Genomic DNA, 20,098 nt, shown 5'->3' with positions numbered 1-20,098 from the left:
GTACCGCTCGACAGCAGCGTCGCCGATGCCAATAGTTTGCGCGCAGCGTTGCTCGCCCTGCCTGGCATCGGTCCGTGGACAGTCGAGTATGTGGCGATGCGCGCATGGCGTGACGCCGACGCATGGCCCGCATGGGACCTTGTGCTGATGCAGTCGATCTGCGCGCGCGACCCGTCGCTCGTGCGACCCACGCAGCAACGCACCCGCACCGACGCGTGGCGGCCTTGGCGCGCATATGCGGCCATGCATCTGTGGAACGAGGTGGCGGATCGGGCAGGGGCCGCACGCGGCGGCTGAGGTCATGCGTAACGCGGCGCAGGGCAGGCCGTTTTGGCCTGAATTTTGGCCGGGTTGTCTCGTCCGAGGGCCGGCCGAAGCGGGCTCAAGCAGCCGTTCTGGCGAGATGTTAAAGTGCCCGCTACCCGAAAATTCCGCCGAACGTTGTCAACCGCGCAGTGCTGCACCTAGGCAGTGAAGCGGCACATGGCGGCCGACAACGCCCGACTCGCATCAATGCCAAACACGACACCTTCCCTCACGAACGACGCGTTATCGCACCGCCTGTCCGTGCTGACCTCGGGCCCGCAGCGCGACGCGCTGATACGTGGCCTGCGCGGCATCGAAAAGGAAAGCCTGCGCGTGACGCAGGAGGGCAAGCTTGCCATGACGCCGCATCCGCGCGCGCTTGGTTCGGCGCTCACGCATCCGTCGCTCACCACCGACTATTCCGAAGCGCTGATCGAACTGATCACGCCGGCTGAGCACGACGTCACGGTCACGCTCGAGAAGCTCGATGCACTGCATCGTTTCGTCTATGCCGAACTGGGCGACGAGATCTTGTGGAACAACTCGATGCCGGGCCTGCTGCCCGAAACGGACGACGGCATTCCGATCGCGCACTACGGCACATCGAATATCGGCAAATTGAAGTACGTGTACCGCATTGGCCTGGCGCTCCGTTACGGCCGCACGATGCAGTGCATTGCGGGCATCCACTACAACTATTCGCTGAACGAAGAAGTGTGGCGGGCGTTGCATGCCGACCAGCAATCCACGGCAAACGCCGTCGATTTCCAGTCTGACCGTTACCTCGCGCTGATCCGCAATTTCCGCCGCACCAACTGGCTGCTGATGTACCTGTTCGGCGCATCGCCGGCACTGGATCGCCGCTTCCTCCGCGACCGCAAACACACGCTCGAAACCTTCGACGCTGACACGCTGTATCGCCCGTACGCGACCAGCTTGCGCATGAGCGACCTCGGCTACTCGAACACTACCGCGCAAGCCGCGCTGCAGGCCGACTACAACACCTTGCCGGGCTACCTCGACGCGCTCGCGAAGGCCGTGAGCCAGCCGTATCCTCCGTACGAGGCGATTGGCACGCAGCGCGACGGCGAGTGGGTACAGATCAACACGAACGTGCTGCAGATCGAAAACGAGTTTTATTCGACGATCCGTCCGAAGCGCGTCACCTATCCGGGCGAGCGTCCGCTGCATGCATTGGCCGCGCGTGGCGTGCAGTACGTCGAAGTACGCTGCATGGACATCGATCCGTTTGAGCCGACCGGCATTTCACTGGAGACGTCGCGTTTTCTCGACGCTTACCTGTTGGTCTGCGCGCTCGACGACAGCGCGCTGCTGCCGCCGGACGCCTATGCGGAGGCGAATCAGAACTTTGGCCGCGTGACGATGGAAGGCCGCAAGCCGGGCCTCGAACTGACGCGCGACGGCAGCCCGATCGCGATGACGGACTGGGCAAACGAACTACTCGTCAAGATCGACGCAGCCGCTGCAACGCTCGACGCCTTGCACGGTGGCGACGAACACGCACGCGCCGTGGCGGTTCAGCGCGCGAAGCTGGCGGATGCGTCGCTGACGCCGTCTGCGCGCGTATTGCAGACGATGCGGGACAAGCAGCAGAGCTTCCTCGCATTCGGCCTTGAGCAAAGCGAGGCGCACGCCGCCTATTTCCGCTCGCGTCCGCTGGACGCTGCTCAGACCAAGGAATTCACCGACCTTGCTGCGCAATCGCTTGCAGAGCAGGCCAAACTTGAACGGGAAGAGGTAGGTTCATTCGACGCATTCGTCGCGGCATACCGGGCGTACACACTGAACCGGTTTAGCGTCTAAACGACGAACGTAGTAGCGCCGGAAACAGCGGCCCTGAGGGAAAATGCCGTTCAGCTAACACTGAACGGCATTTTCATTTGTAAAACAGGAAGCAGCCTTGGAAAGCTGCTTTTTTTGTGCACAGGTAACGTCTGCGCAAAGCGATGCTGGCCGCCCAACTGTATCGGCAAAAATCTCCCCTCGTTTTGACCATTCACAAATGGGTATGAAACACCTTGCCGGGGATGCGGTCCAACTTAGACGACACGCTCCAGAGAGGGAGGCTTCAACGCGATGAAAAAGGGTCTGTTGGCAGCACTGTGCCTGGCGGCGGCGGCGGGATGTTCGACGCAGGGGCAGGTCGATCCGGACGTCATGCAGATCGCGACAACGCCGCTGACGTGTTCGACCAAAGCCGAGTGTGATGTCTGGTGGCAGCGTGCGCAGACATGGGTAGCCGGTCATTCGACGTACAGGATCGAATCTGCGACTAACACGTTGATCCAGACGACGGGCCCGGACGGCGGCAAGCGAGCGCTGGCGTACCAGATTACGCGCACCCAGAACCCGGACGGCACCGCGACGATTGGTTTTGCGGCGCATTGTGATGGCTCGATGGGATGCAAACCGAACCCATGGGAGGCGGGCGCCGACTTCAAGGAATACGTACGAGGCACTACCGCGGGCGCGCCGCAGGGCGGCGCAAAACCGTCGCAGCCTAGAGGACCGACGGCGATGCACCCGGACGCCATGCAGGGCCAGTCGATCCCGGGAACGAGTGGGGAAGCGGTCACGCAGTGAGGGAGGGGGAAACGGCAATGCGGTCTGCGAGGAGAACGCGCACCCATGAACCGTGAGCATGGCACTGAGTAACCCGCCGCGCAAAAACACGGCGAGTGGTTTTAAGAAGCACGCTGCGGCGCGCGCAGCGCCGCCGGAAGAATGACGCCTTTGTCACTGGCGCCGAATGTGCGAGAACACAGATTCCAGATGCACCACTACCGCGACTGCGCGGGGGACCCACTTAAGAGTTGGCGGTTTGAGCCGCTTTCTTTTGCCTACTTTTCTTTGCGGCAGGCAAAGAAAAGTAGGTGCCCGCCCCGCACAGGGGCGACGCTAATAAACCAATAACAAATCAAGGAAAGGCCAACGCCGTCCGGGCACAGCCCAAAAAAGCGCCGCACAGGCAAAAGCCTCAATGCCCCATAGAAGCCCCCACCCCCTTCCTAGGCTTAGTCACCCAAACAAGCAAAGCCAACCCAAGAAACGCAGCGCAAGAAATCCGAAAAAAATCATTAGTGGCCATCATATAAGCCTGCGCCGTAACAACCTGATTCAACTGAGCGGTGAGACTGTCACCAGAAAGCCCAAGCCCCGCCAACCCATTGGTATACGCATTGGTATTAGCCGAATAAACATTAACAGAATCGGTCAACATCGCATGATGATAAATCGTATCGTTTTCCCAGTAAGTCGTACTAACAGCCGTCCCAATCGCCCCGGACAAAGTCCGGAAAAAATTCGACAACCCAGAAGCACTAGCAAGACGCTCATCCGACACGCTGGACAGCGTAATAGTAGTCATTGGCACAAAGAAACAAGCAACCCCAACCCCTTGCACCAACCGCGGCCAGATCACATGATTGAACGGCACATCGAGCGTAAAAGTCGAGTTCCAGAACGACACAAACGCAAACACGATGAACGCAAAACTCGCCACCACGCGCAGGTTCAACCGATGCATGTTCTTGCCGATCATCGGTGACAAAAACAGCGCAAGAATACCGACCGGCGCGGTCGCCAAACCAGCAAGCCCCGCGGTATAACCCATCACCGTCTGCAACCAGAGCGGGAAAATCACCACTGACCCGAAGAACGCCATAAACCCGAAGGAAATAATCACCACACCGAGCGCAAAGTTACGATCCTTGAACAGCGAGAGATCAACGACGGGTTCCTTGTCCGTCATCTCCCACACCAACAGGAACGCAATCGACACCACCGCGATAATCGCCAGCGTGATGATAAACGTCGAGTTGAACCAATCGCGATCCTTGCCCAGGTCAAGCACCATCTGCAAACACGACACGCCGATCACGAGCAACGTGAGCCCGACCGCGTCGATACGCTGCTTGGTGACCTTGGTCTCGCGGCCGCGCAGCAGCAGGAACGCGCACACCGCCGAGAACAACCCGATCGGTACGTTGATGTAGAAGATCCACGGCCACGTGTAGTTGTCGGTGATATAGCCGCCCATCACGGGTCCGAAAATCGGCGCGCAAATCACGGTCATCGCCCAGAGGCCAAGCGCGAGCCCGCGCTTTTCCGGTGGGTACGAGCGCATCAGAATCGTCTGCGAAAGCGGGACCATCGGCCCGGAAACGAGCCCTTGCAGGAGCCGGAAGGCAATCAGCGACTCGAAGTTGTGCGCGAAGCCGCACAGCGCCGAGGCAATCGTGAAAAGCAGAACAGATAGCGTGAACAACCGCACCTCGCCGACGCGCCGCGCGAGCCAGCCGGTCAACGGCACCGCGATCGCCGAGGCCACGGAATACGATGAAATGACCCAGGTGCCCTGGCTGGTCGCCACGCCGAGGCTGCCGGAAATGGTCGGCACAGCGACGTTCGCGATCGAAGTGTCGAGCACTTCCATGAACGTGCCGAGCGCGAGACCGACGGTGAGCAACGCCAGCACCCCGCCTTTGAGCGGGGCAAGTTCGGCGGCGGGTAGGGCTTCGGCGGTAGCCGTAGCAGCCATGTGTGTTTCTCCTCAGCTGGGAAAGCTTGTCGCGGCAGCCTTATCGCACCCTCCGAATGGCGCGCATACATGCCGGATCACCCTCTGCCCAGACAGACATTTTCAAACAATGGCGCTTTCAAAAACGCCTCTTGGTTACTGCCCGCCGTGATCTGGCGGCGGCTCTTCGGCTGAGTCTTCCAGCGATTCCTGCGGGGATCCGAGGCCGCAACCCGCGCTTGCTCCCTCGCCGATGCCATTCGCAATGAAGCGGCCGAGCAGGTCGAGCAAGGTGGCATGGTCCGCGGCGGAAAATCCGCGCAACTGCTCGTTCAGCACGGCTGCGCCCAAACTGGGCAATTGCCGCGCGGCTTCGTGGCCCTGCGGCGTCAGCTCGAGTTTGACCATCCGGCGGTCGGCGTCGCTGCGCGCGCGCACGATAAAGCCTTTCTTTTCAAGGCGATCGAGCAGGCGCGTCATCGATCCGCTGTCGTATGACATGACCCGCGACAACTCGAACGGCGTACTCGCGCGTTGTGCCGACAAGACCAGGATCACGCCGATCTGCTGGGCGGTCAGTCCCAACGGTTTGACCGCACGGTCCATCCGCTCGACAAGCACGTTTCGCGCTTTCGTCAGGTAATAGCCAAGACTCGATTCAAGGTGAATCTCGTCCGCGTTGTAAGGGCCGTCAGTCATCGTGTATCCGGGAACATCGTCGAGCAGAACGAATTCTAGCTGCCTAAGCAGACAAGTCAAACTCCGTTTCGCGTCGCGCGAATAGCGCAAAAAACAACACTGCCGCTGCGCGCGAGGCAAAGTATCTTGAAATTTAATTGCATAGTCAATATTATTGTAGGCAACGAGTTACGCGCGATCCGCGCCACCCGAGACCATGTTCTGACCGATTGTCTGCACGCCGCAATGGCGCCGTGCGAAAAGGATTTCCCCGATGCTGTACCTCAAAAACACCCTTGGCGGTTTGAGCCGCTCCCTGACCGATTCCGCGCTGAGCAGCTTTCAAGGGCCGCATCGCTGGTGGAAACTGGCGTTGTTCGCTGTGCTGTTCGTGCTGCCGGGTGGATCGGTGGGGGTCGCGGTGTTGGCGTGGGCGGAGCATCGGCGAGGGCAGAAGGGGGCTGAGGCCGCCTCGGTGAAATCGGCGGGATCCGCCATTTCAGCGAGCAATGTCGCTGACGCAAGCCCAGCGAGCGCGTGTCAGGCACGCTCAGGTGCGCCGTGCCGGGCTGCGGCTGGCAAGCTGGCCCGGCAGACTACGTCCGCGGATTCGCGCGTTTAATTCTCTTCTTGCAGAGCCGGCGCTCGTTGCCTGCGCGGCGTTTTTCGGTCGCCCAGGCAACGAAGCCGGTAATAGCACGTAACCATCCCGACCCCTTCAGTAACACACCTCCGCCTCCCCCCGCATTACCCTTTCAGTTTCCCGCGTCCAAGCGGTCCCATACGCTAACATTCCGGCAGAGCCATGATCTCGCCCGGCCAGCAGTGCCGCCATTGGCCGCATTGCGGCGTCCTGAAGGAATCCATTGCATGCAGTTTGAACGAATCTCGCGCGCGCGGACGCTTGCGCCCCGCGCCCTGACTATCGCAGTCGCTGCGGCCCTCGCCACCCTGCTGGCTGGTTGCGTCGTCGGCCCCGACTACAAACGGCCCGCAGCCGAGATCCCCGCGTCCTATAAGGAAGCCGCCCCCGGCTGGAAAGTCGCTCAGCCGGCCGATCAGCAAGACCGCGGCGACTGGTGGACCATCTACGAAGACCCGCAACTCAACGCGCTCGAAGACAAGCTGAACGCGTCGAACCAGACTATCGCCCAATACGCCGCCGCTTACCGGCAGGCGCGTGCGCTGGTTGGCGAGGCCCGCGCGGCGTATTTCCCGACCATCGGTGCATCGGCAGGCGGTACGCGTTCCGGCTATGGTTCGTCGTCCAGCAGCAACTCGACCAGCACCTCGAGTCGCTCCGGCATCAGCAACAGCTACAACGTGCAACTCGACGCAAGCTGGGAGCCGGATCTGTGGGGTTCGGTCACCCGCTCGGTGAATTCGCAGAAAGCCGGCGAGCAGGGTGCCGCCGCCGATCTGGCGAATGCGCGGCTGTCCGCCCAGGGCACGCTCGCGCAAACCTATTTCTCGCTGCGCGCGCTCGACTCCACCCAGAAGCTGCTCGACGACACCGTCGTGGCCTATCAGAAATCGCTGCAACTCACGCAGAATCAGTACGCAGCAGGCGTCGCCGCACGCTCGGACGTGATTCAGGCACAAACGCAGTTGCAAACGGCGCAAGCGGCCGCCATCGACAACGGTGTGCAGCGCGCGCAGGACGAGCACGCGATCGCCGTGCTCGTCGGCCAACCGGCCTCGACCTTCTCGATTCCGCCGATGCCTCTGACCGCCACGCCACCTGCCGTGCCCGCGCAGATGCCGTCGGCGCTGCTCGAGCGGCGTCCGGATATCGCGTCGGCCGAGCGCAAGGCGGCGGCGGCGAACGAACAGATCGGCGTCGCGATTGCGGCGTTCTTCCCGTCGCTCACGCTGTCGGCCACCGGCGGCTTCCAAAGTTCGGTGTTCTCGCAACTGCTGACCTTACCGTCGCGCTTCTGGACGCTCGGCCCGCAACTCGCCGGCACGATCTTCGACGCCGGCTTGCGGCAGGCCAAGACCGAAGCGGCTCGCGCGGCCTACGATCAGGATGTCGCCGCCTACCGCCAAACGATTCTGGCCGCGTTCCAGGACGTCGAGGACAATCTTGCCTCGCAGCGCATCCTTGAACAGGAAATCGTCGTGCAGCGGCAAGCGGTGGATTCAGCGCGTCAGGCGCTCGCCATCGTCACGAACGAGTACAAGGCGGGCACGGTCGGCTACGTCAACGTGCTGACCGCGCAGACCACGGCCTTCCTGGCTGAGCAAAAGCTGGAAAACATCGCAGGGCAGCGGATGGTGTCGTCGGTGGGTCTGGTGAAGGCGCTCGGCGGCGGCTGGGATGTGTCGCAAATGAACCGCGAAACGGGCGATGTGGCGGCGCCCGCGCCGCTGCCGGCAGCGTCGGCGACGCCTGTGGCGCAAAGCGGAGCCACGCCACAACCGGCGCAAAGCAACTAGGCGCACGATTCGCCAAGGCAAGGCAAAGGAGGCATGGCTGCGCAATGCGGCCATGCCTCTTTTTTTACAACCCGCGCTTCAATGCACGAACCTTAGTGTACGAACGTCAGCGCGACCGTATCCGGTCCGCTTGGCCGGCCCAACAGATTCAGGAGTCCCGCGAGGTTGTCGCGCGCTTCCGGGGCGGCGCTGGCCGTCCCATGAAACGATGTCGACGCGGACGACACGCTGCCGTTGCCGGTCAACATCAGCGGCCCCTTGAGGGTCGTCAGATCCAGCGTGGACGACGCACCCTGCGCCTGGAACAGCAGCCGGTAAGAACCCAGCGGCTTGACCAGCGAGACGCGCGAACTGAGATCGTTCAGGGTCACAGTCAGCTGACCGAACGCTTCCTGATTGAAGCTGCGCCAATCGGACCATGCGAGGCGCACGTCGCCTTGCAGATCTAGCGTATTGAAAGGCGCGCCGAGGCCGCTCAGCAGCGAAGCCGGCACCGCCATCGCGCCCGGCGTGACGGTGGCGCTGCGCAGGGTTGCGTCGACGGTGATCGGGTCGGGCATCGCTTCGCTGTGCCGCATGATCATTCGCACACGGCCGGTGAAGAGCGGCCAGAACGCGGTGCGCCATTCGATCCGCCCCGGCAGCAGGGTCGCCGCGCTCATGTCGGACCCGGCGGCGAGCATCAGCGTGGCTGAGCCGTGCCACAGCGAGCCGGCCGGATCGACGAGATTGACGTGGCCACGGGTCTGTTTGGCGAACTGCGGCGTGATCCAGGCGGCCGGCAAAAACGTGAGCATCACGGCCGCGCTCGCCAGCACCGCGACCACCAGCCAGGGTAGCGCGACGCGCAGGCGCCGCATCCAGTAAGTCATGCGAAATCCTGTAACGGCACGGTCATTTCGCGGTGGACGGCTGCAACGACGCCATCAGATCCACCTGGCCGTCTTCCTTGAGCGCGGTCACGTGCGCCTCGGCGACCTGCACCTTGAACTGCTTGCGCGCGTCGTCAACCCAGCTCGTCCACGCCGGGAACGACGCGTTCTTCATCTGGATCTGCACGGCGTTGCCGATCACCTGCACCTGGGTCGCGGCAAGACCGTGATCGCTAAGCGAGGCGGTGAGCGCGTCCTTTAGCGCAGCGCCGGTCGGCGCGACACCTTGGGCCGCCGCGGAGAGCTGGCGCGCTTCATTCGACTGCGCGGTCATCTGGGCCAACTGACGCTGCAAGGTAGGCAGCGATTCACGCAGATGCGCGCGGCCATCCTGTGCCGGCGCCCACAGCACCGACCATGCGATCACCACGGCCAGCACCCCGCCGCCCCACGCCAGCAGGGTTTTTTCGCGCTCGGTGCGCTGGTCCCAGAATCCAGCCCAGCTTTGGGCGAGTTCAGCTTTCATTGTCCGTTCCTGATGGTCCACTTGCCGGTGTTGCTATCGATCGCGCCAGTCAGGCCGTTGCGCGCGAGGCGCTTGGCGAAATCGGCATCGAGTTTCACTTCGGGCTTGAAGGTCACATCGAGCCGCCGGTCGTGATAGTCGAGCGCGGCGATGCCGTTGACCGGCACCGGCGCCAACGAACGCGCCAAGCCGTCGGCGAGCGACAGAAAATCGTCCGGTGACAGTTCACCGGCCGCCACCCGCAACTGCTGCAACTGGCGCGACATCTGATCGGGCGCATCGAGCACGACCGTCGTCTTGGGGAAGGTATTGAGGAGCAACTCGGTCATCTGCGTGTTGATCGCCTCGCGCTGACGCGAGAGCATCAGCCACTGCACGTTCGCGCCGACAATCGCGATCACCAGCGCGCCGACCGCCAGCATGACCGGCAGGCGCAGACGCCGCAGCGTCGCGCGGTCGAGCCGCCACGGCTGCGAGGCGAACTCGAACTGACACAGGTCGAAGCGGCACGTCAGCGCGCGGCGCGCGAGTTGCTCGAACGGCAACGGGCTGGCTCCGTGCACGTAGGCGGCGAGCTTCGCCGGGCTGGTTGCCGCGAGACTCGGCTCGTTGCCGGGCACCTCGGTCAGCATGTAAAGCGAGACCGGCGCGGCACCGGCGAGCGCGCTGAGCGTCGCGTTCACGGCGCTAGCCGGCACCGCCAGCCCCTCGCCTTGTACGCCGCGCGCGATCGCCAGTTCGACGCGTGGCGCACCGTTCACCACCACGCTTTCGACCGCGCCTTCAAGCAGGAACGCGGGTGCGGTCTGGACGACAGCGCCGAGCACGGCCGCCACCATCGGCACGGCCGACGCGACGCCCGGAGCGATGACAGGCGCCACACCCGGCAGCGACGTCGCCACGCTAGCCGAGCCCGCTATGACTGGCTCGCCCGCGTTGACCATTTCCGCGACTTCGGCGGGTGTATCGAGCGCGACGGCTTGCGGCAGGCAGCGCGTGACCGGCACGGCGCGCAAACTGCGGTGGCCGGCGGCGGAAAAGCCTTCGCAGATGAAGCGGAACCAGCCGCGGTCGATGATCGCGAGCAACTGCCGGCCGCCCGCGACCGGTTGTGGGTCGACGGCGATATGGCAGGTTTGCGGATCCTGGATCAGCTGATCCTCGACGATATTCGGCAAGGCCTGACGCAGCCGCGGGCCGCGCAATGGCGGCAGCTTGGCGGGCATCATCAGCAGGTCGCGGGCGGCGACCATCAGCACCGTCGATGTAGCGCGCGGCAGCAGCGCGAGCGCCGAGCGGCCCGCGCGTTGGGTGCGGCCCGACTTGTCGAGGAGCACGAACGGCAACTCCGGCAGTTGCCATTCCTGCGATGGCACCGCCGGATCACGCGGCGGCAATAGGACGATCAGCGTGCTCAAAGGCCACTCTCTCTGGGAAAGGCGTTATTCATAGTTGGTCTTGTATCCGCACGATACGCGTAGTGTGAGTCAATGCGTCACGATAGACGAGGGTCGTGCGGTCCACTACCGCGCGTTCGTGCTGCACCCGGCCGTGAATCAGAAAATAGCTCGTGTTGACATCCATTTCATCCGGATCGACCGCGGCTGACTCTACGCCGGCGCCGCGCAAGGCGAGTTGCACATCGCTGACGTTATGGAAAAACACCGTTTGCCGGCGCGCGACGAAGGCTTGCGCGGCGGACAGACTCATTCCTGGCACGATTGCCGCGATCACTTCGGCGGGGGCCGTATTCATGTTGACCGCCGATACCGTGGGCAGCACGGTGACGAACGGCCGCAAGCGCGCGACCATTTCCGGCGTATAGCCGGGGATATCGAGCAGCGAATCGACGCTGGTCATTTGCAGCGGCGCGACCGCCGCGTTGTCATCGCCGTCTTCCATACCGGGTTTATCGGTGAAGCTGCCGCCGGTGGCGCCGCCGCCTGCGGCGATTGGGGTCGCCGTTGTCCCGGCGGCGGAGGTGACCGTCTGAAAACGCGTTGCCGATTGAGCGAGACTCGCGCGAACCTGCACGGCGGTGGTTTTCGCCAGTTGGCTGTTCACGCCGAGGGAGACCAGCAGGCGCTGGTAGGCGTCGATCTGCTCCGCGTTGAGTTGCATGACGCCGGGCGCTGGGCTCGAGACCAGATTGCGGAGGTTGAATTTGGCCTGGGCGTCTTCGATTGAACCTGAGAGATAGGTTTCTTGGCCTTGCTCGGCTCTGACTTCACCTATTTGGCCGAGGAAATCTGATAGACGTGTTTTGGCAATGGGGACGCCCCATACGCCGCCCAGGTAGGTGATGCCTGCTGAGGTGTCGCCCTCTGAGCGGAGGATCAGGCGCGTCCAGTCCAGTGCGCCTCGGGCGACCCATTGCGCTTGGGAGAGGAGACGTTGGTTTTCTATCCTTCGGATTTGGACTTGCTGGCGCCAGAGTAGGCCTGATACTAATATCGCTGATAGTGCGACTACTAGTAGGGCGCTGATTATTGCTGCGCCGCGTTGGTTTGCCTGCGGCGGCTTTCCTTGTTTTGCCTGCAGCTGCCTTCCTGCCTGTGTGCCTGCGGCGTTGGCCTTTCCTTGCTTTGTTATTGGTTTATTAGCTTTCCCCCTGTGCGGGGGGGCACCTACTTTTCTTTGCCTGCCGCAAAGAAAAGTAGGCAAAAGAAAGCGGCTCAAACCGCTAATTCTTAAGTGGGTCCCCTGGCTTGGAGGGGGTAGTGGTGCATCTGGAATCTGTGCCCCCACATCCCCAACCCGGAGTGACAAGGCAGTCATGCTTGCCGCCTCGCGCTGCGCGCTCGCCGGAAGGGTTCGCTCTGAACACCATTGGCTTCGTTTAACGTGGCGGGGAGCCGTCGGCTTCGCCTCGGCGATGCGCCCAACCAATTTTTCTGCGGATGTCTGCGCGTAAAGACTAGTGCGTACGGCCGAAAGGCGCGTCGCGTCGGAACGGCCGAATGATGAGAGCGCCGGCGCCGATGAAAGCAGCTGCGCGTCCGCGCGTGCAAAGGCGGCGCCCCCCGGGGCGCAGAGGCCAGAGACACTAAAGGCGGTGCTCACCGGAGCACAGGCATGAGATGCACTAAAGGCGGTACCCGCCGAGACGTAGGGGCCAAGAGCTCCGGCCAGTGCGTAGGCGTCGGAAGTACCAAGCGTTTTTTCTGATGTACCGCTCGGCGCGCGCAGCGCCGCCGGAACTGATGACGGCTTTGTCACTGGGGTCAAATGTGCGAGGGCACGGATTCCAGATGCGCCACTACCGTTAGCTGTGCGGGGGACCCGCTTAGCATTAGCGGTTTGAGCCGCTTTCTTTTGCCTACTTTTCTTTGCGGCGGCAAAGAAAAGTAGGTGCCTGCCCCGCACAGGGGCGACGCTAATAGACCGATAAGAAAACAAGGAAAGGCCAACACCGTAGGCACACAGACGAAAGCGCCGAGCAGGCAAAGAACCGAAACAAAGGCACGGCCGCACGCGCCCCAACACAGCGCGTCGCGAAGACAACAACAACACCGAAGACCCAGAGCGTCGCGGAGACAAAAGAAAATACTTCATTTCATTCTCCGACGAGAAAAACCCGCGTAACAGGCCGCGCCAACGACTTAGCCCCAACACTCACTTCCAGCCCAGTCACCGACCGCGGCAGCGGCGCATTCCCCAACTGGGGTACCTTCAAATTATTGTCGTTCTCCGTAATAGCACTCTGCACATCCTTCATCTGCGTAGTCCAGCCGACCTTCGGCACATAAAGACGTGCAGAAATCGCACCGACGCCCCCCATCAAAGGCACCGCCGTCCACCCATCACCCTCGCCACCGCGCAGCGCGCGCCGCAGATCACCCACATTCCCCAACGGCGGCGACGCATACCGAATCACACGCCCCTCGGACACGCGATACCTCACCACCTGCAAACGCGGCGCCTCCCCCGGTAACACCATCTCCCGCACGATCTGCAACACACTGCCCGAAACCGATATCGCCGCCTGCCCGGACTCATCATCCGACGCGGCCTGCCGCGCATCGATCCGCATCTGGTCGAACAACTGCGCAAAGACCCGCTCGTCTTCCATCGCGTTCGTGATCGTCTCCCGGCCACGAATGATCTGGTCCAACCCGCGCCACGACAACACGGCAATCACCGCCATGATCGCAATCGCGACCAGCAATTCGATCAGCGTGAAACCACGCGCGCCCATTCGGCCGCGGCGCTTAGAGCGAACGGTTGTTTTCATTCGCGACCACCGTCACCATCTGCGCAAGATTGCCGGAACGCCCAGGCATCGTCACCATCACTTCCACACGGCGAAACACCGGATTCGGCGTCGCCGTCACTTGTTCGGTACAGATCAACTGCAAATTGCCCTGCGAGCAGTCAAAGCTCGTCGAGCCGACGTTCGGCCAGCCATGCGTCAAATGCAATTGCGCCAGCGTATTGTCCGCACTCCATCCCGCCAGCAGACGACGATGCAAATCCGCTTCGCCGCTCGCCAGACTCCCCACCGCGCGCATCGATGCCGCCAACGCAATCGCGATAATCGCCAGCGCCACCAGCACTTCGATCATCGTAAAACCACGCTGCGATGCGCGCGCTCCTGTGCCCCTGCAACGACGCATCTCAGTGCACCTCATAGCGGCCGTTGCCGGTGCCGACGATCGTCGCGCGCCCCGCAGCCGAAAACAGGGTGATCTGCACCGGCACGTCGATCGCTTCAGTGCCGAACACCACACGGCTCGGGTGCGAATCCGACCCCGGGTAATTGATCGTGACACCGGTCACGCCACCTTCCCAGTTGCGCGGCCCGAGCAGGTCGTCACGCAGCGGACGCCAGCCGTCTTCGGTCCGCAGATCGAAGCGGAAGCCACCATCGAGCGGCTGCCACGCGATCGGCCGTGCTCGCACCTGAGCTTCGTCGCCGGCCGATTCGAACAGCAGCGCGAGACGCTGCGCTTCTTCGTTCAGATCGGTGCGCGGGTTGCGCGTCATCGTCAGCGCGGTCAGCGATACCAGAATGCCCGCGATCACCAGCACCACCATCATTTCCAGCAGCGTGAAACCCGCCGCACGCTTCGGGCCACCTGCGCTGAAACCCCGTGCGCCACGCGAGCCGCGCACGCGCGCGCCGGCGCACGCCGTGCCCGGCAGCGGTGCCGTACACGGAGTGTCCACAGAGGACTTGCAAGCGGACAGTCGCATAGTGCCGGCCACGAACGATCAACTAAAGATCAGAAAAACAATGAGTCGATAAGGCGCGAGGTGGATCGCAAAAGAGCAGGGCGATCCGGCACGCCTGACAATCAACGGCGCTTAATGAACTACTGAACGACCAGACTACTGCCACGAACCTATGTCGGCGTCATTGCCTTCGCCGCCCGGTTTGCCGTCCGCGCCATAGCTGAACACGTCGATCTCACCATGCACGCCCGGATTCAGATACTGGTAGGTATTGCCCCACGGGTCGTTCGGCAGACGTTCGAGATAGCCGCCGTCCTTCCAGTTGTTCGGCACCGGGTCGGTGGTCGGCTTTTCGATCAGCGCGCGCAGGCCCTGCTCCTGAGTCGGATAGCGGCCGTTGTCGAGACGGTAGAGTTTCAGCGCCTGCATCACGGTGCCAATGTCCTGCTTGGCGGCCACGCGCCGCGCTTCGTCTGGACGGCTCATGATTTTCGGCACGATCAACGCGGCCAGAATGCCCAGAATCGCGATCACGACCATGATTTCAATCAGCGTGAAACCGCGTTGACGACGGCTGCGCGGACCCGCGATTTCAGTACGGCGAGTGGTCGACAGTTGCATAGGTTGCTACCTCTTTTCAGGTGAAATTTTCGATCGGGCGGGATTCGCGCGTCTGGCAATCGGGCTGCCATTGAACACGCCCAGCCGGTCATTTTAATGTCATGGTGTTGAAGGGTTGCGAGAAACCGCCGGGCCCCCAAAGTTTCCGGTCCGCAGGAAGTCCCCTTGGGGAATCGCTTCCCTCGAGGGCCCGGCGCGAAGCGCGAGGTTCGAGGCACTTTCCCCCAACGCAATTTTCACAATAGTCCGTACAATATGCGCATGAACGCCATCCAAATCCGCCTTCTGTCGCTCGCGCTGTTCGCCGTGTTCTGCGCGACGCTGACCTACTGGGTCATCACGATCTCCACGACGTCAGGCGCGCCGTTGCCCGCTGCCGCCGCGCATGCGCCGGTCTCAACTGAACAGGCCGCCACGTTGTTCGGCGGCCAGCTCACCCGCAGCGTCAACCAGGACGTGCATCTGTTCGGCATCCTCGCTTTGCAGCAAGGCGCCGCGGCCATCGTCAGCGTCGGCGGCGAACCGCCACATGCGGTATCGCTCGGCAGCGCGCTCATGCAAGGCGCTAAACTCGCCGAAGTCCGCCCCCGCTCAATCATCATCGACCGCAATGGCGCGCATTCCGAAGTATTCCTGCCAGCCAATCCGGCAGGTCCTACCATCTACATGCGCTGACCCAGGCGTTCCGCCTGGCTTCAGCTGATTGCGCAGCGGCAGCCCGCGTGCTACATGCGGATGCCACCGCGGTCATCACTGCAGTGCCCCCACATTAGCCGCTGCAGCCCCGCAATCGAATAACTTCTCCGCTTTACTGCACCAGGTTGTTCAACTCGATGATCGGCAGCATCACCGCCAGCACGATCACCAGCACCACCCCCCCCATCGCCAGAATCAGCAGCGGCTCGAGCAGGCTCGTCAGGAACATCGTGCGACGCTCCAGCTCACTTGCTTCGCCTGCAGCCGCGCGGTCGAGCATGGTCGTCACGTCGCCGGTCGCTTCACCCGAGCGGATCAGGTGAACCAGCACCGGCGGAAACGTCTTCGTATTGCCGAGCGCGCGCGACAAGGACGTGCCTTCGCGCACCCGCACGATCGCGTCGTCGATGTTCTCGCGCATCGCCTTGTTGCTGAGCGTTTCGGCGGCGGCTTGCAATGCGCGCAGAATCGGCACGCCTGCTGCCGTCAGAATGCCTAGCGTGCTGGCAAAGCGCACCGTGTTGTAGCCGCGTACGAGTTTGCCGAGCAGCGGGGCGGTCAACAGCCACCGGTCGAAGGCAAGCCGCGGGCCGGGCTGCTTCAGGATCGAGCGGACCAGATACACCAATACGACCACGCCGATCAGCATCGCCCACCACCAGTGCCGCACAAAACCGGACAGCGCCATCATCATGATGGTAAGAATCGGCAGTTGCTGTTTAGTGCTGACGAACACGTTCACCACTTGCGGCACCACGTAGCTCAACAGAAACGTGACGATGCCGAAGGCGATGAGCGTCACGATCGCCGGGTACGTGAACGCGAGCACGATCTTCTGCTTGAGCGCGTTGCGTTGCTCGATGTAGTCGGCCAGACGCGAGAGCACGAGACCGAGCTTGCCGGTATGTTCGCCGGCGGCCACCAGCGCGCGATAGATCTCAGGGAAATCTTTAGGATGCTGCGTCAGCGCATTCGCGAGCGAATGGCCGCCGAGCACTTCGGCACGAATCGACGCCATCAGCTCGCGGATGTAGTCGCGCTCCGATTGCTCGGTCAGCACGGAGAGCGCTTCGTCGAGCGGCAGGCCGGCGATCAGCAGGCTGGCCAGTTGCCGCGTAAGAATCGCCTGCTCGCGCTGCGACAAACGCCGTCCCATCGACAAGCGCTGATTGCGCTCGCCACGTGTGCGCGTCGCGGCCGGTTCGACCACCAGGGGCGTCAGTCCTTGCGAACGCAGATTGGTCCGTGCGCCGCGCGCGCTGTCCGCGTCGAGCACGCCTTTTTGCGCCTTGCCCGCCGCGTCGATCGCTTCGAAACGAAATGCCGGCATGACCTTATGCTCCGCCCGTCACGCGGATCACTTCTTCGAGCGACGTCAGCCCGGATGCGAGCCAGCGGTCCGAATCTTCGCGCAGCGTGCGCATGCCTTGCGCGCGGCCCGAAGCAAGAATTTCCGCATCGGATGCATTGCGGTGAACCAGCGCGCGGATTTCGTCGTCGATCAAAAGCAGTTCGTATACGCCGCGTCGGCCCGCGTAGCCGGACTGACCGCACTTGTCGCAACCGACCGGATGCCAGCGCACGCTGCCATCCTCTTCAACGCGCTCTTCGCGGCACACCGGGCACAGGCGCCGCACCAGCCGTTGCGCCAGCACGCCAAGCAGCGACGACGCCAGCAGATACGGCTCGACGCCCATGTCGGTCAAACGTGTCACTGCGGATGCCGCATCGTTCGTGTGCAATGTCGCCAGCACAAGGTGACCGGTGAGCGACGCCTGCACCGCGATCTGCGCGGTCTCCAGGTCGCGGATTTCACCGATCATGATGATGTCCGGGTCCTGCCGCAGAATCGAGCGCAGCGCCCGCGCGAACGTCATGCCGATCCGCTCGTTGACCTGCGTCTGGCCGATGCCGGACAGGTCGTATTCGATCGGATCTTCGACCGTCATGATGTTGGTCGTCGCGGTTTCGAGCCGCGACATCGACGCATACAGCGTGGTCGTCTTACCCGAACCGGTCGGGCCGGTCACCAGCACGATGCCGTGCGGTTTGCCGATCAGCTTGTCGAACTTGACGAGCGTGTCGGGCGCCATGCCGAGCGCTTCGAGATTCAGGCGCGACGCGTCCTTTTCGAGCAGACGCAGCACCGCGCGTTCGCCGTGGCCGGTGGGCAGCGTCGAGACGCGCACGTCGACCGGACGTCCACCGACGCGCAGCGTGATACGGCCATCTTGCGGAAGACGCTTCTCGGCAATGTCGAGCTGCGCCATGATCTTGATCCGCGAGATCAGCGCACCGTGCAGCGCTTTTTTCGGCCGCACGACATCGCGCAACGTGCCGTCGACGCGGAAGCGCACCACCGACGAAGTCTCGAAAGGCTCGATGTGAATATCCGAGGCCTGCTCGCGCGCCGCTTGCGTAAGCAGCGCGTTGATCATGCGGATGATCGGCGCGTCGTCTTCCGATTCGAGCAGATCCTCGACCTCGGGAATGTCCTGCATCAAACGCGACAGATCGACTTCGCCTTCCACTTCGCCGACCACTTGCGCCGCGCTGCCGTCTTGGCGCGCGTATGCCTGGTTGATCGCCTGGGCAAGTTCGTCAGCTGGCACACGCACAACGGACAACGCGCCGAAATTGCGCGCAACCTCGGCAAGCGCCGCATCGCTGGTGCGTTCGCTGATCCAGACTTCCAGGCCATCGGCGTGCTGATGCGCGACCAGAATCTGGCCGCTGCGGGCGAAGCCGTAGGGCACGAGCCGCGCGGCAACCGCCGACGGCGCAATGCGTTCGGCATGTTCCGTCACGACTGCGGGCGGAATTGCCGAGGCTTGCGTCGACGCACCGGCTCGCGCCGCTGCCGACGACGCGGAAGCTGACGGCGGCGTGGACGGCGTGCTCACGGCTGCACTCCAGGCGACGCCGTGGACGGCGCCGGTACCGGGTTCGTCTGTACAGCACCGCCATTCATAACCGGGTTCGTCTGCACGGTACCGCCAGTCGTGACCGGATTCGTCTGCACGGCGCCACCATTCGTGACCGGCGCCGGAGCAGAACCCGGCGGCGGTGCCATCTGCTGACGGCGCATCTGGTCAAGATTGAACAGATTCATCGCCGGCGAGCCACCCTGGCTCGGGCCGATCGGCATCGGCGGAACCACCGGATCGTCCTTGTCCTTGATCAGGTTGTTATCCGACTTGTACGCGCCCGTCACGCCCTGGACGTAGTCGTAACGGTTCGACGTCACGGCCTGTGCGGTATCGCGATCGGTGATGATCACGGGGCGCAGGAACACCATCAGGTTGGTCTTCTGACGGGTCTTCTGTTCCGAGCGAAACAACTGGCCGAGCCACGGAATATCGCCCAGCAGCGGTACCTTGCTGTTGCTGACCTGGTAGTTGTCCTGCATCAGGCCACCTAGCACGATGATCTCGCCGTTATCGGCGAGCACCGTCGACTGGATCGAACGCTTGGTGAATTCCGGACCGGCCGGGTTGGTCGTCGCGTTGGTCGTACCGTTCACGATCGCCGAGTCTTCCGTGTAGAGCTGCAGCTTGAGAATCCCACCGTCGGTGATCTGCGGCTTGATGTGCAGCGTCAGACCGACATCGACGCGGTCGTAGGTATTGAACGCCGAGGTCGCGGTGGCGCTCGTGAGGTTCGAATACGAACCCGTCTGGATCGGCACGTTCGTACCGACAACGATCTTGGCTTCCTCGTTGTCGAGCGTGATGAGGTTAGGCGTTGACAGCACGTTCGCGTCGGCGGTCTGCGACAGCGCCTGCAGCAGCGCGCCGAGTCCCTGCACGCCGAAAATGTTGTGCACCCAGCCGACGTTGAGCCCCTGCTGGAGACCCGTGAGCGCTCCCGCCAGACCCGCAGGGTTCGTCGCCGTCACCGCCGCCGCCGCGGTCAGGTTGATGATGCTGTTGCCGGAGCCGGTCGCGAGGTTGGTGCCGGCAAAGGTCGAACCGTTTGCCACTTGCCACTGAATGCCGAGATTCGCGTTCGTGGTGGAGTTCAACTCGACGATCAGCGCCTCGATATAGACCTGCGCGCGCCGCGCGTCGAGCTGGTCGATCACCGCCCGCAGGTTGCGGTACACCGGGTCGGACGCGGTGATGATCAGCGAGTTGGTCGCGGCATCCGCCTGGATCATGCCGCCTGGCTGATTGTCGTCGCCCTTGCTCTTGTCGCTGCCGATCAGGTCGCCGGAACCGCTGTTCGAGCCGTATCCTCCCCCGC

General features: G+C 63.0%; 18 protein-coding genes and 1 pseudogene. 6 read left to right on the top strand and 13 right to left on the bottom strand.

The genetic code is table 11. The features are described 5' to 3' along the window. The 3 genes and pseudogenes from GNZ12_RS06145 to GNZ12_RS06135 form a co-directional block, all read left to right on the top strand. Nucleotides 1-297 (top strand): annotated as a pseudogene (locus GNZ12_RS06145) (DNA-3-methyladenine glycosylase 2 family protein); the annotation flags it as partial. A 216-nt stretch (nucleotides 298-513) separates the two neighbouring features. Continuing rightward, nucleotides 514-2,130 carry a glutamate--cysteine ligase gene (gene gshA, locus GNZ12_RS06140; protein ID WP_172309503.1) on the top strand — a complete coding sequence of 539 codons (1,617 nt, stop codon included), beginning with the start codon at nucleotides 514-516 and terminating at the stop codon, nucleotides 2,128-2,130. Between the two features lie 273 nt (nucleotides 2,131-2,403). Further along, nucleotides 2,404-2,910, top strand: coding sequence for a hypothetical protein (locus tag GNZ12_RS06135; protein WP_172309502.1), 507 nt, complete (start codon nucleotides 2,404-2,406; stop codon nucleotides 2,908-2,910). 394 nt (nucleotides 2,911-3,304) lie between these two features. Here GNZ12_RS06135 and GNZ12_RS06130 read toward each other — a convergent pair whose 3' ends face one another. Further along, nucleotides 3,305-4,867, bottom strand: a complete 1,563-nt coding sequence (locus GNZ12_RS06130) for a DHA2 family efflux MFS transporter permease subunit (protein WP_172309501.1) — start codon at nucleotides 4,865-4,867, stop codon at nucleotides 3,305-3,307. A gap of 135 nt (nucleotides 4,868-5,002) precedes the next feature. After that, complete coding sequence (locus tag GNZ12_RS06125; RefSeq protein WP_172309500.1) at nucleotides 5,003-5,545, bottom strand: MarR family winged helix-turn-helix transcriptional regulator; 543 nt, start codon at nucleotides 5,543-5,545, stop codon at nucleotides 5,003-5,005. Nucleotides 5,546-5,798: 253 nt separating this feature from the next. Here GNZ12_RS06125 and GNZ12_RS06120 point away from each other — a divergent pair, with 253 nt between their 5' ends. Together GNZ12_RS06120 and GNZ12_RS06115 are read left to right on the top strand one after the other, a co-directional pair. After that, nucleotides 5,799-6,146 (top strand): hypothetical protein, encoded by a 348-nt coding sequence (locus GNZ12_RS06120; protein ID WP_172309499.1) that lies wholly within the window; start codon nucleotides 5,799-5,801, stop codon nucleotides 6,144-6,146. Nucleotides 6,147-6,394: 248 nt separating this feature from the next. Further along, nucleotides 6,395-7,963 carry an efflux transporter outer membrane subunit gene (locus tag GNZ12_RS06115; RefSeq protein WP_172309498.1) on the top strand — a complete coding sequence of 523 codons (1,569 nt, stop codon included), beginning with the start codon at nucleotides 6,395-6,397 and terminating at the stop codon, nucleotides 7,961-7,963. A 92-nt stretch (nucleotides 7,964-8,055) separates the two neighbouring features. On the opposite strand, the gene GNZ12_RS06110 is transcribed toward GNZ12_RS06115, so the two are convergent. From GNZ12_RS06110 to gspG, 8 genes are all read right to left on the bottom strand, one after another. Then, nucleotides 8,056-8,835 (bottom strand): type II secretion system protein N, encoded by a 780-nt coding sequence (locus GNZ12_RS06110; protein WP_172309497.1) that lies wholly within the window; start codon nucleotides 8,833-8,835, stop codon nucleotides 8,056-8,058. Between the two features lie 22 nt (nucleotides 8,836-8,857). Further along, nucleotides 8,858-9,361 (bottom strand): type II secretion system protein M, encoded by a 504-nt coding sequence (locus GNZ12_RS06105; RefSeq protein WP_172309496.1) that lies wholly within the window; start codon nucleotides 9,359-9,361, stop codon nucleotides 8,858-8,860. Beyond that, nucleotides 9,358-10,779, bottom strand: a complete 1,422-nt coding sequence (gene gspL, locus GNZ12_RS06100; RefSeq protein ID WP_172309495.1) for a type II secretion system protein GspL — start codon at nucleotides 10,777-10,779, stop codon at nucleotides 9,358-9,360. The genes GNZ12_RS06105 and gspL overlap by 4 nt, the downstream gene beginning before the upstream one ends. A 28-nt stretch (nucleotides 10,780-10,807) precedes the next feature. Beyond that, a complete protein-coding gene (gene gspK, locus GNZ12_RS06095) occupies nucleotides 10,808-11,902 on the bottom strand; it encodes a type II secretion system minor pseudopilin GspK (protein ID WP_172309505.1) in 1,095 nt (364 codons plus the stop codon). Between the two features lie 1,015 nt (nucleotides 11,903-12,917). Next, on the bottom strand, nucleotides 12,918-13,595 hold the full coding sequence (locus tag GNZ12_RS06090) for a PulJ/GspJ family protein (protein ID WP_172309494.1): 678 nt from the start codon (nucleotides 13,593-13,595) through the stop codon (nucleotides 12,918-12,920). Continuing rightward, nucleotides 13,573-13,977: a type II secretion system minor pseudopilin GspI gene (gspI, locus tag GNZ12_RS06085; RefSeq protein WP_172309493.1), complete on the bottom strand. Its 405-nt coding sequence runs from the start codon at nucleotides 13,975-13,977 to the stop codon at nucleotides 13,573-13,575. The genes GNZ12_RS06090 and gspI overlap by 23 nt, the downstream gene beginning before the upstream one ends. 1 nt (nucleotide 13,978) lies before the next feature. After that, nucleotides 13,979-14,557 (bottom strand): GspH/FimT family pseudopilin, encoded by a 579-nt coding sequence (locus tag GNZ12_RS06080; RefSeq protein WP_172309492.1) that lies wholly within the window; start codon nucleotides 14,555-14,557, stop codon nucleotides 13,979-13,981. A 135-nt stretch (nucleotides 14,558-14,692) separates the two neighbouring features. After that, nucleotides 14,693-15,157, bottom strand: a complete 465-nt coding sequence (gene gspG / locus GNZ12_RS06075; protein ID WP_074281771.1) for a type II secretion system major pseudopilin GspG — start codon at nucleotides 15,155-15,157, stop codon at nucleotides 14,693-14,695. Between the two features lie 261 nt (nucleotides 15,158-15,418). Between gspG and GNZ12_RS06070 the strand changes: the two genes are divergently transcribed. Continuing rightward, nucleotides 15,419-15,832, top strand: coding sequence for a type II secretion system protein N (locus GNZ12_RS06070; protein ID WP_172309491.1), 414 nt, complete (start codon nucleotides 15,419-15,421; stop codon nucleotides 15,830-15,832). A 133-nt stretch (nucleotides 15,833-15,965) separates the two neighbouring features. On the opposite strand, the gene gspF is transcribed toward GNZ12_RS06070, so the two are convergent. From gspF to gspD, 3 genes are all read right to left on the bottom strand, one after another. Next, nucleotides 15,966-17,183 (bottom strand): type II secretion system inner membrane protein GspF, encoded by a 1,218-nt coding sequence (gene gspF, locus GNZ12_RS06065; RefSeq protein ID WP_172309490.1) that lies wholly within the window; start codon nucleotides 17,181-17,183, stop codon nucleotides 15,966-15,968. 4 nt (nucleotides 17,184-17,187) lie between these two features. Beyond that, entirely contained in the window at nucleotides 17,188-18,756 is a 1,569-nt protein-coding gene (gene gspE / locus GNZ12_RS06060) for a type II secretion system ATPase GspE (RefSeq protein WP_328805958.1), read from the bottom strand. Continuing rightward, nucleotides 18,753-20,098, bottom strand: a 1,346-nt coding sequence (gene gspD / locus GNZ12_RS06055; protein WP_172309489.1) for a type II secretion system secretin GspD, incomplete at its 5' end; no start/stop codon positions are given. The genes gspD and gspE, both read right to left, overlap by 4 nt.

It is taken from the genome of Paraburkholderia solitsugae, from assembly GCF_013177695.1.
GTDB classification, from domain to species: domain Bacteria; phylum Pseudomonadota; class Gammaproteobacteria; order Burkholderiales; family Burkholderiaceae; genus Paraburkholderia; species Paraburkholderia solitsugae.
The sequence above is the reverse complement of the archived record's forward strand: the minus strand, read 5'-3'. Positions and strand labels throughout refer to the sequence as shown.

Coding starts and splice junctions, on each gene's coding strand:
- gshA (WP_172309503.1), top strand. CDS start 514: ATGCCAAACACGACACCTTCCCTCACGAACGACGCGTTATCGCACCGC.
- GNZ12_RS06135 (WP_172309502.1), top strand. CDS start 2,404: ATGAAAAAGGGTCTGTTGGCAGCACTGTGCCTGGCGGCGGCGGCGGGA.
- GNZ12_RS06130 (WP_172309501.1), bottom strand. CDS start 4,867: ATGGCTGCTACGGCTACCGCCGAAGCCCTACCCGCCGCCGAACTTGCC.
- GNZ12_RS06125 (WP_172309500.1), bottom strand. CDS start 5,545: ATGACTGACGGCCCTTACAACGCGGACGAGATTCACCTTGAATCGAGT.
- GNZ12_RS06120 (WP_172309499.1), top strand. CDS start 5,799: ATGCTGTACCTCAAAAACACCCTTGGCGGTTTGAGCCGCTCCCTGACC.
- GNZ12_RS06115 (WP_172309498.1), top strand. CDS start 6,395: ATGCAGTTTGAACGAATCTCGCGCGCGCGGACGCTTGCGCCCCGCGCC.
- GNZ12_RS06110 (WP_172309497.1), bottom strand. CDS start 8,835: ATGACTTACTGGATGCGGCGCCTGCGCGTCGCGCTACCCTGGCTGGTG.
- GNZ12_RS06105 (WP_172309496.1), bottom strand. CDS start 9,361: ATGAAAGCTGAACTCGCCCAAAGCTGGGCTGGATTCTGGGACCAGCGC.
- GNZ12_RS06090 (WP_172309494.1), bottom strand. CDS start 13,595: ATGAAAACAACCGTTCGCTCTAAGCGCCGCGGCCGAATGGGCGCGCGT.
- gspI (WP_172309493.1), bottom strand. CDS start 13,977: ATGCGTCGTTGCAGGGGCACAGGAGCGCGCGCATCGCAGCGTGGTTTT.
- GNZ12_RS06080 (WP_172309492.1), bottom strand. CDS start 14,557: ATGCGACTGTCCGCTTGCAAGTCCTCTGTGGACACTCCGTGTACGGCA.
- gspG (WP_074281771.1), bottom strand. CDS start 15,157: ATGCAACTGTCGACCACTCGCCGTACTGAAATCGCGGGTCCGCGCAGC.
- GNZ12_RS06070 (WP_172309491.1), top strand. CDS start 15,419: ATGAACGCCATCCAAATCCGCCTTCTGTCGCTCGCGCTGTTCGCCGTG.
- gspF (WP_172309490.1), bottom strand. CDS start 17,183: ATGCCGGCATTTCGTTTCGAAGCGATCGACGCGGCGGGCAAGGCGCAA.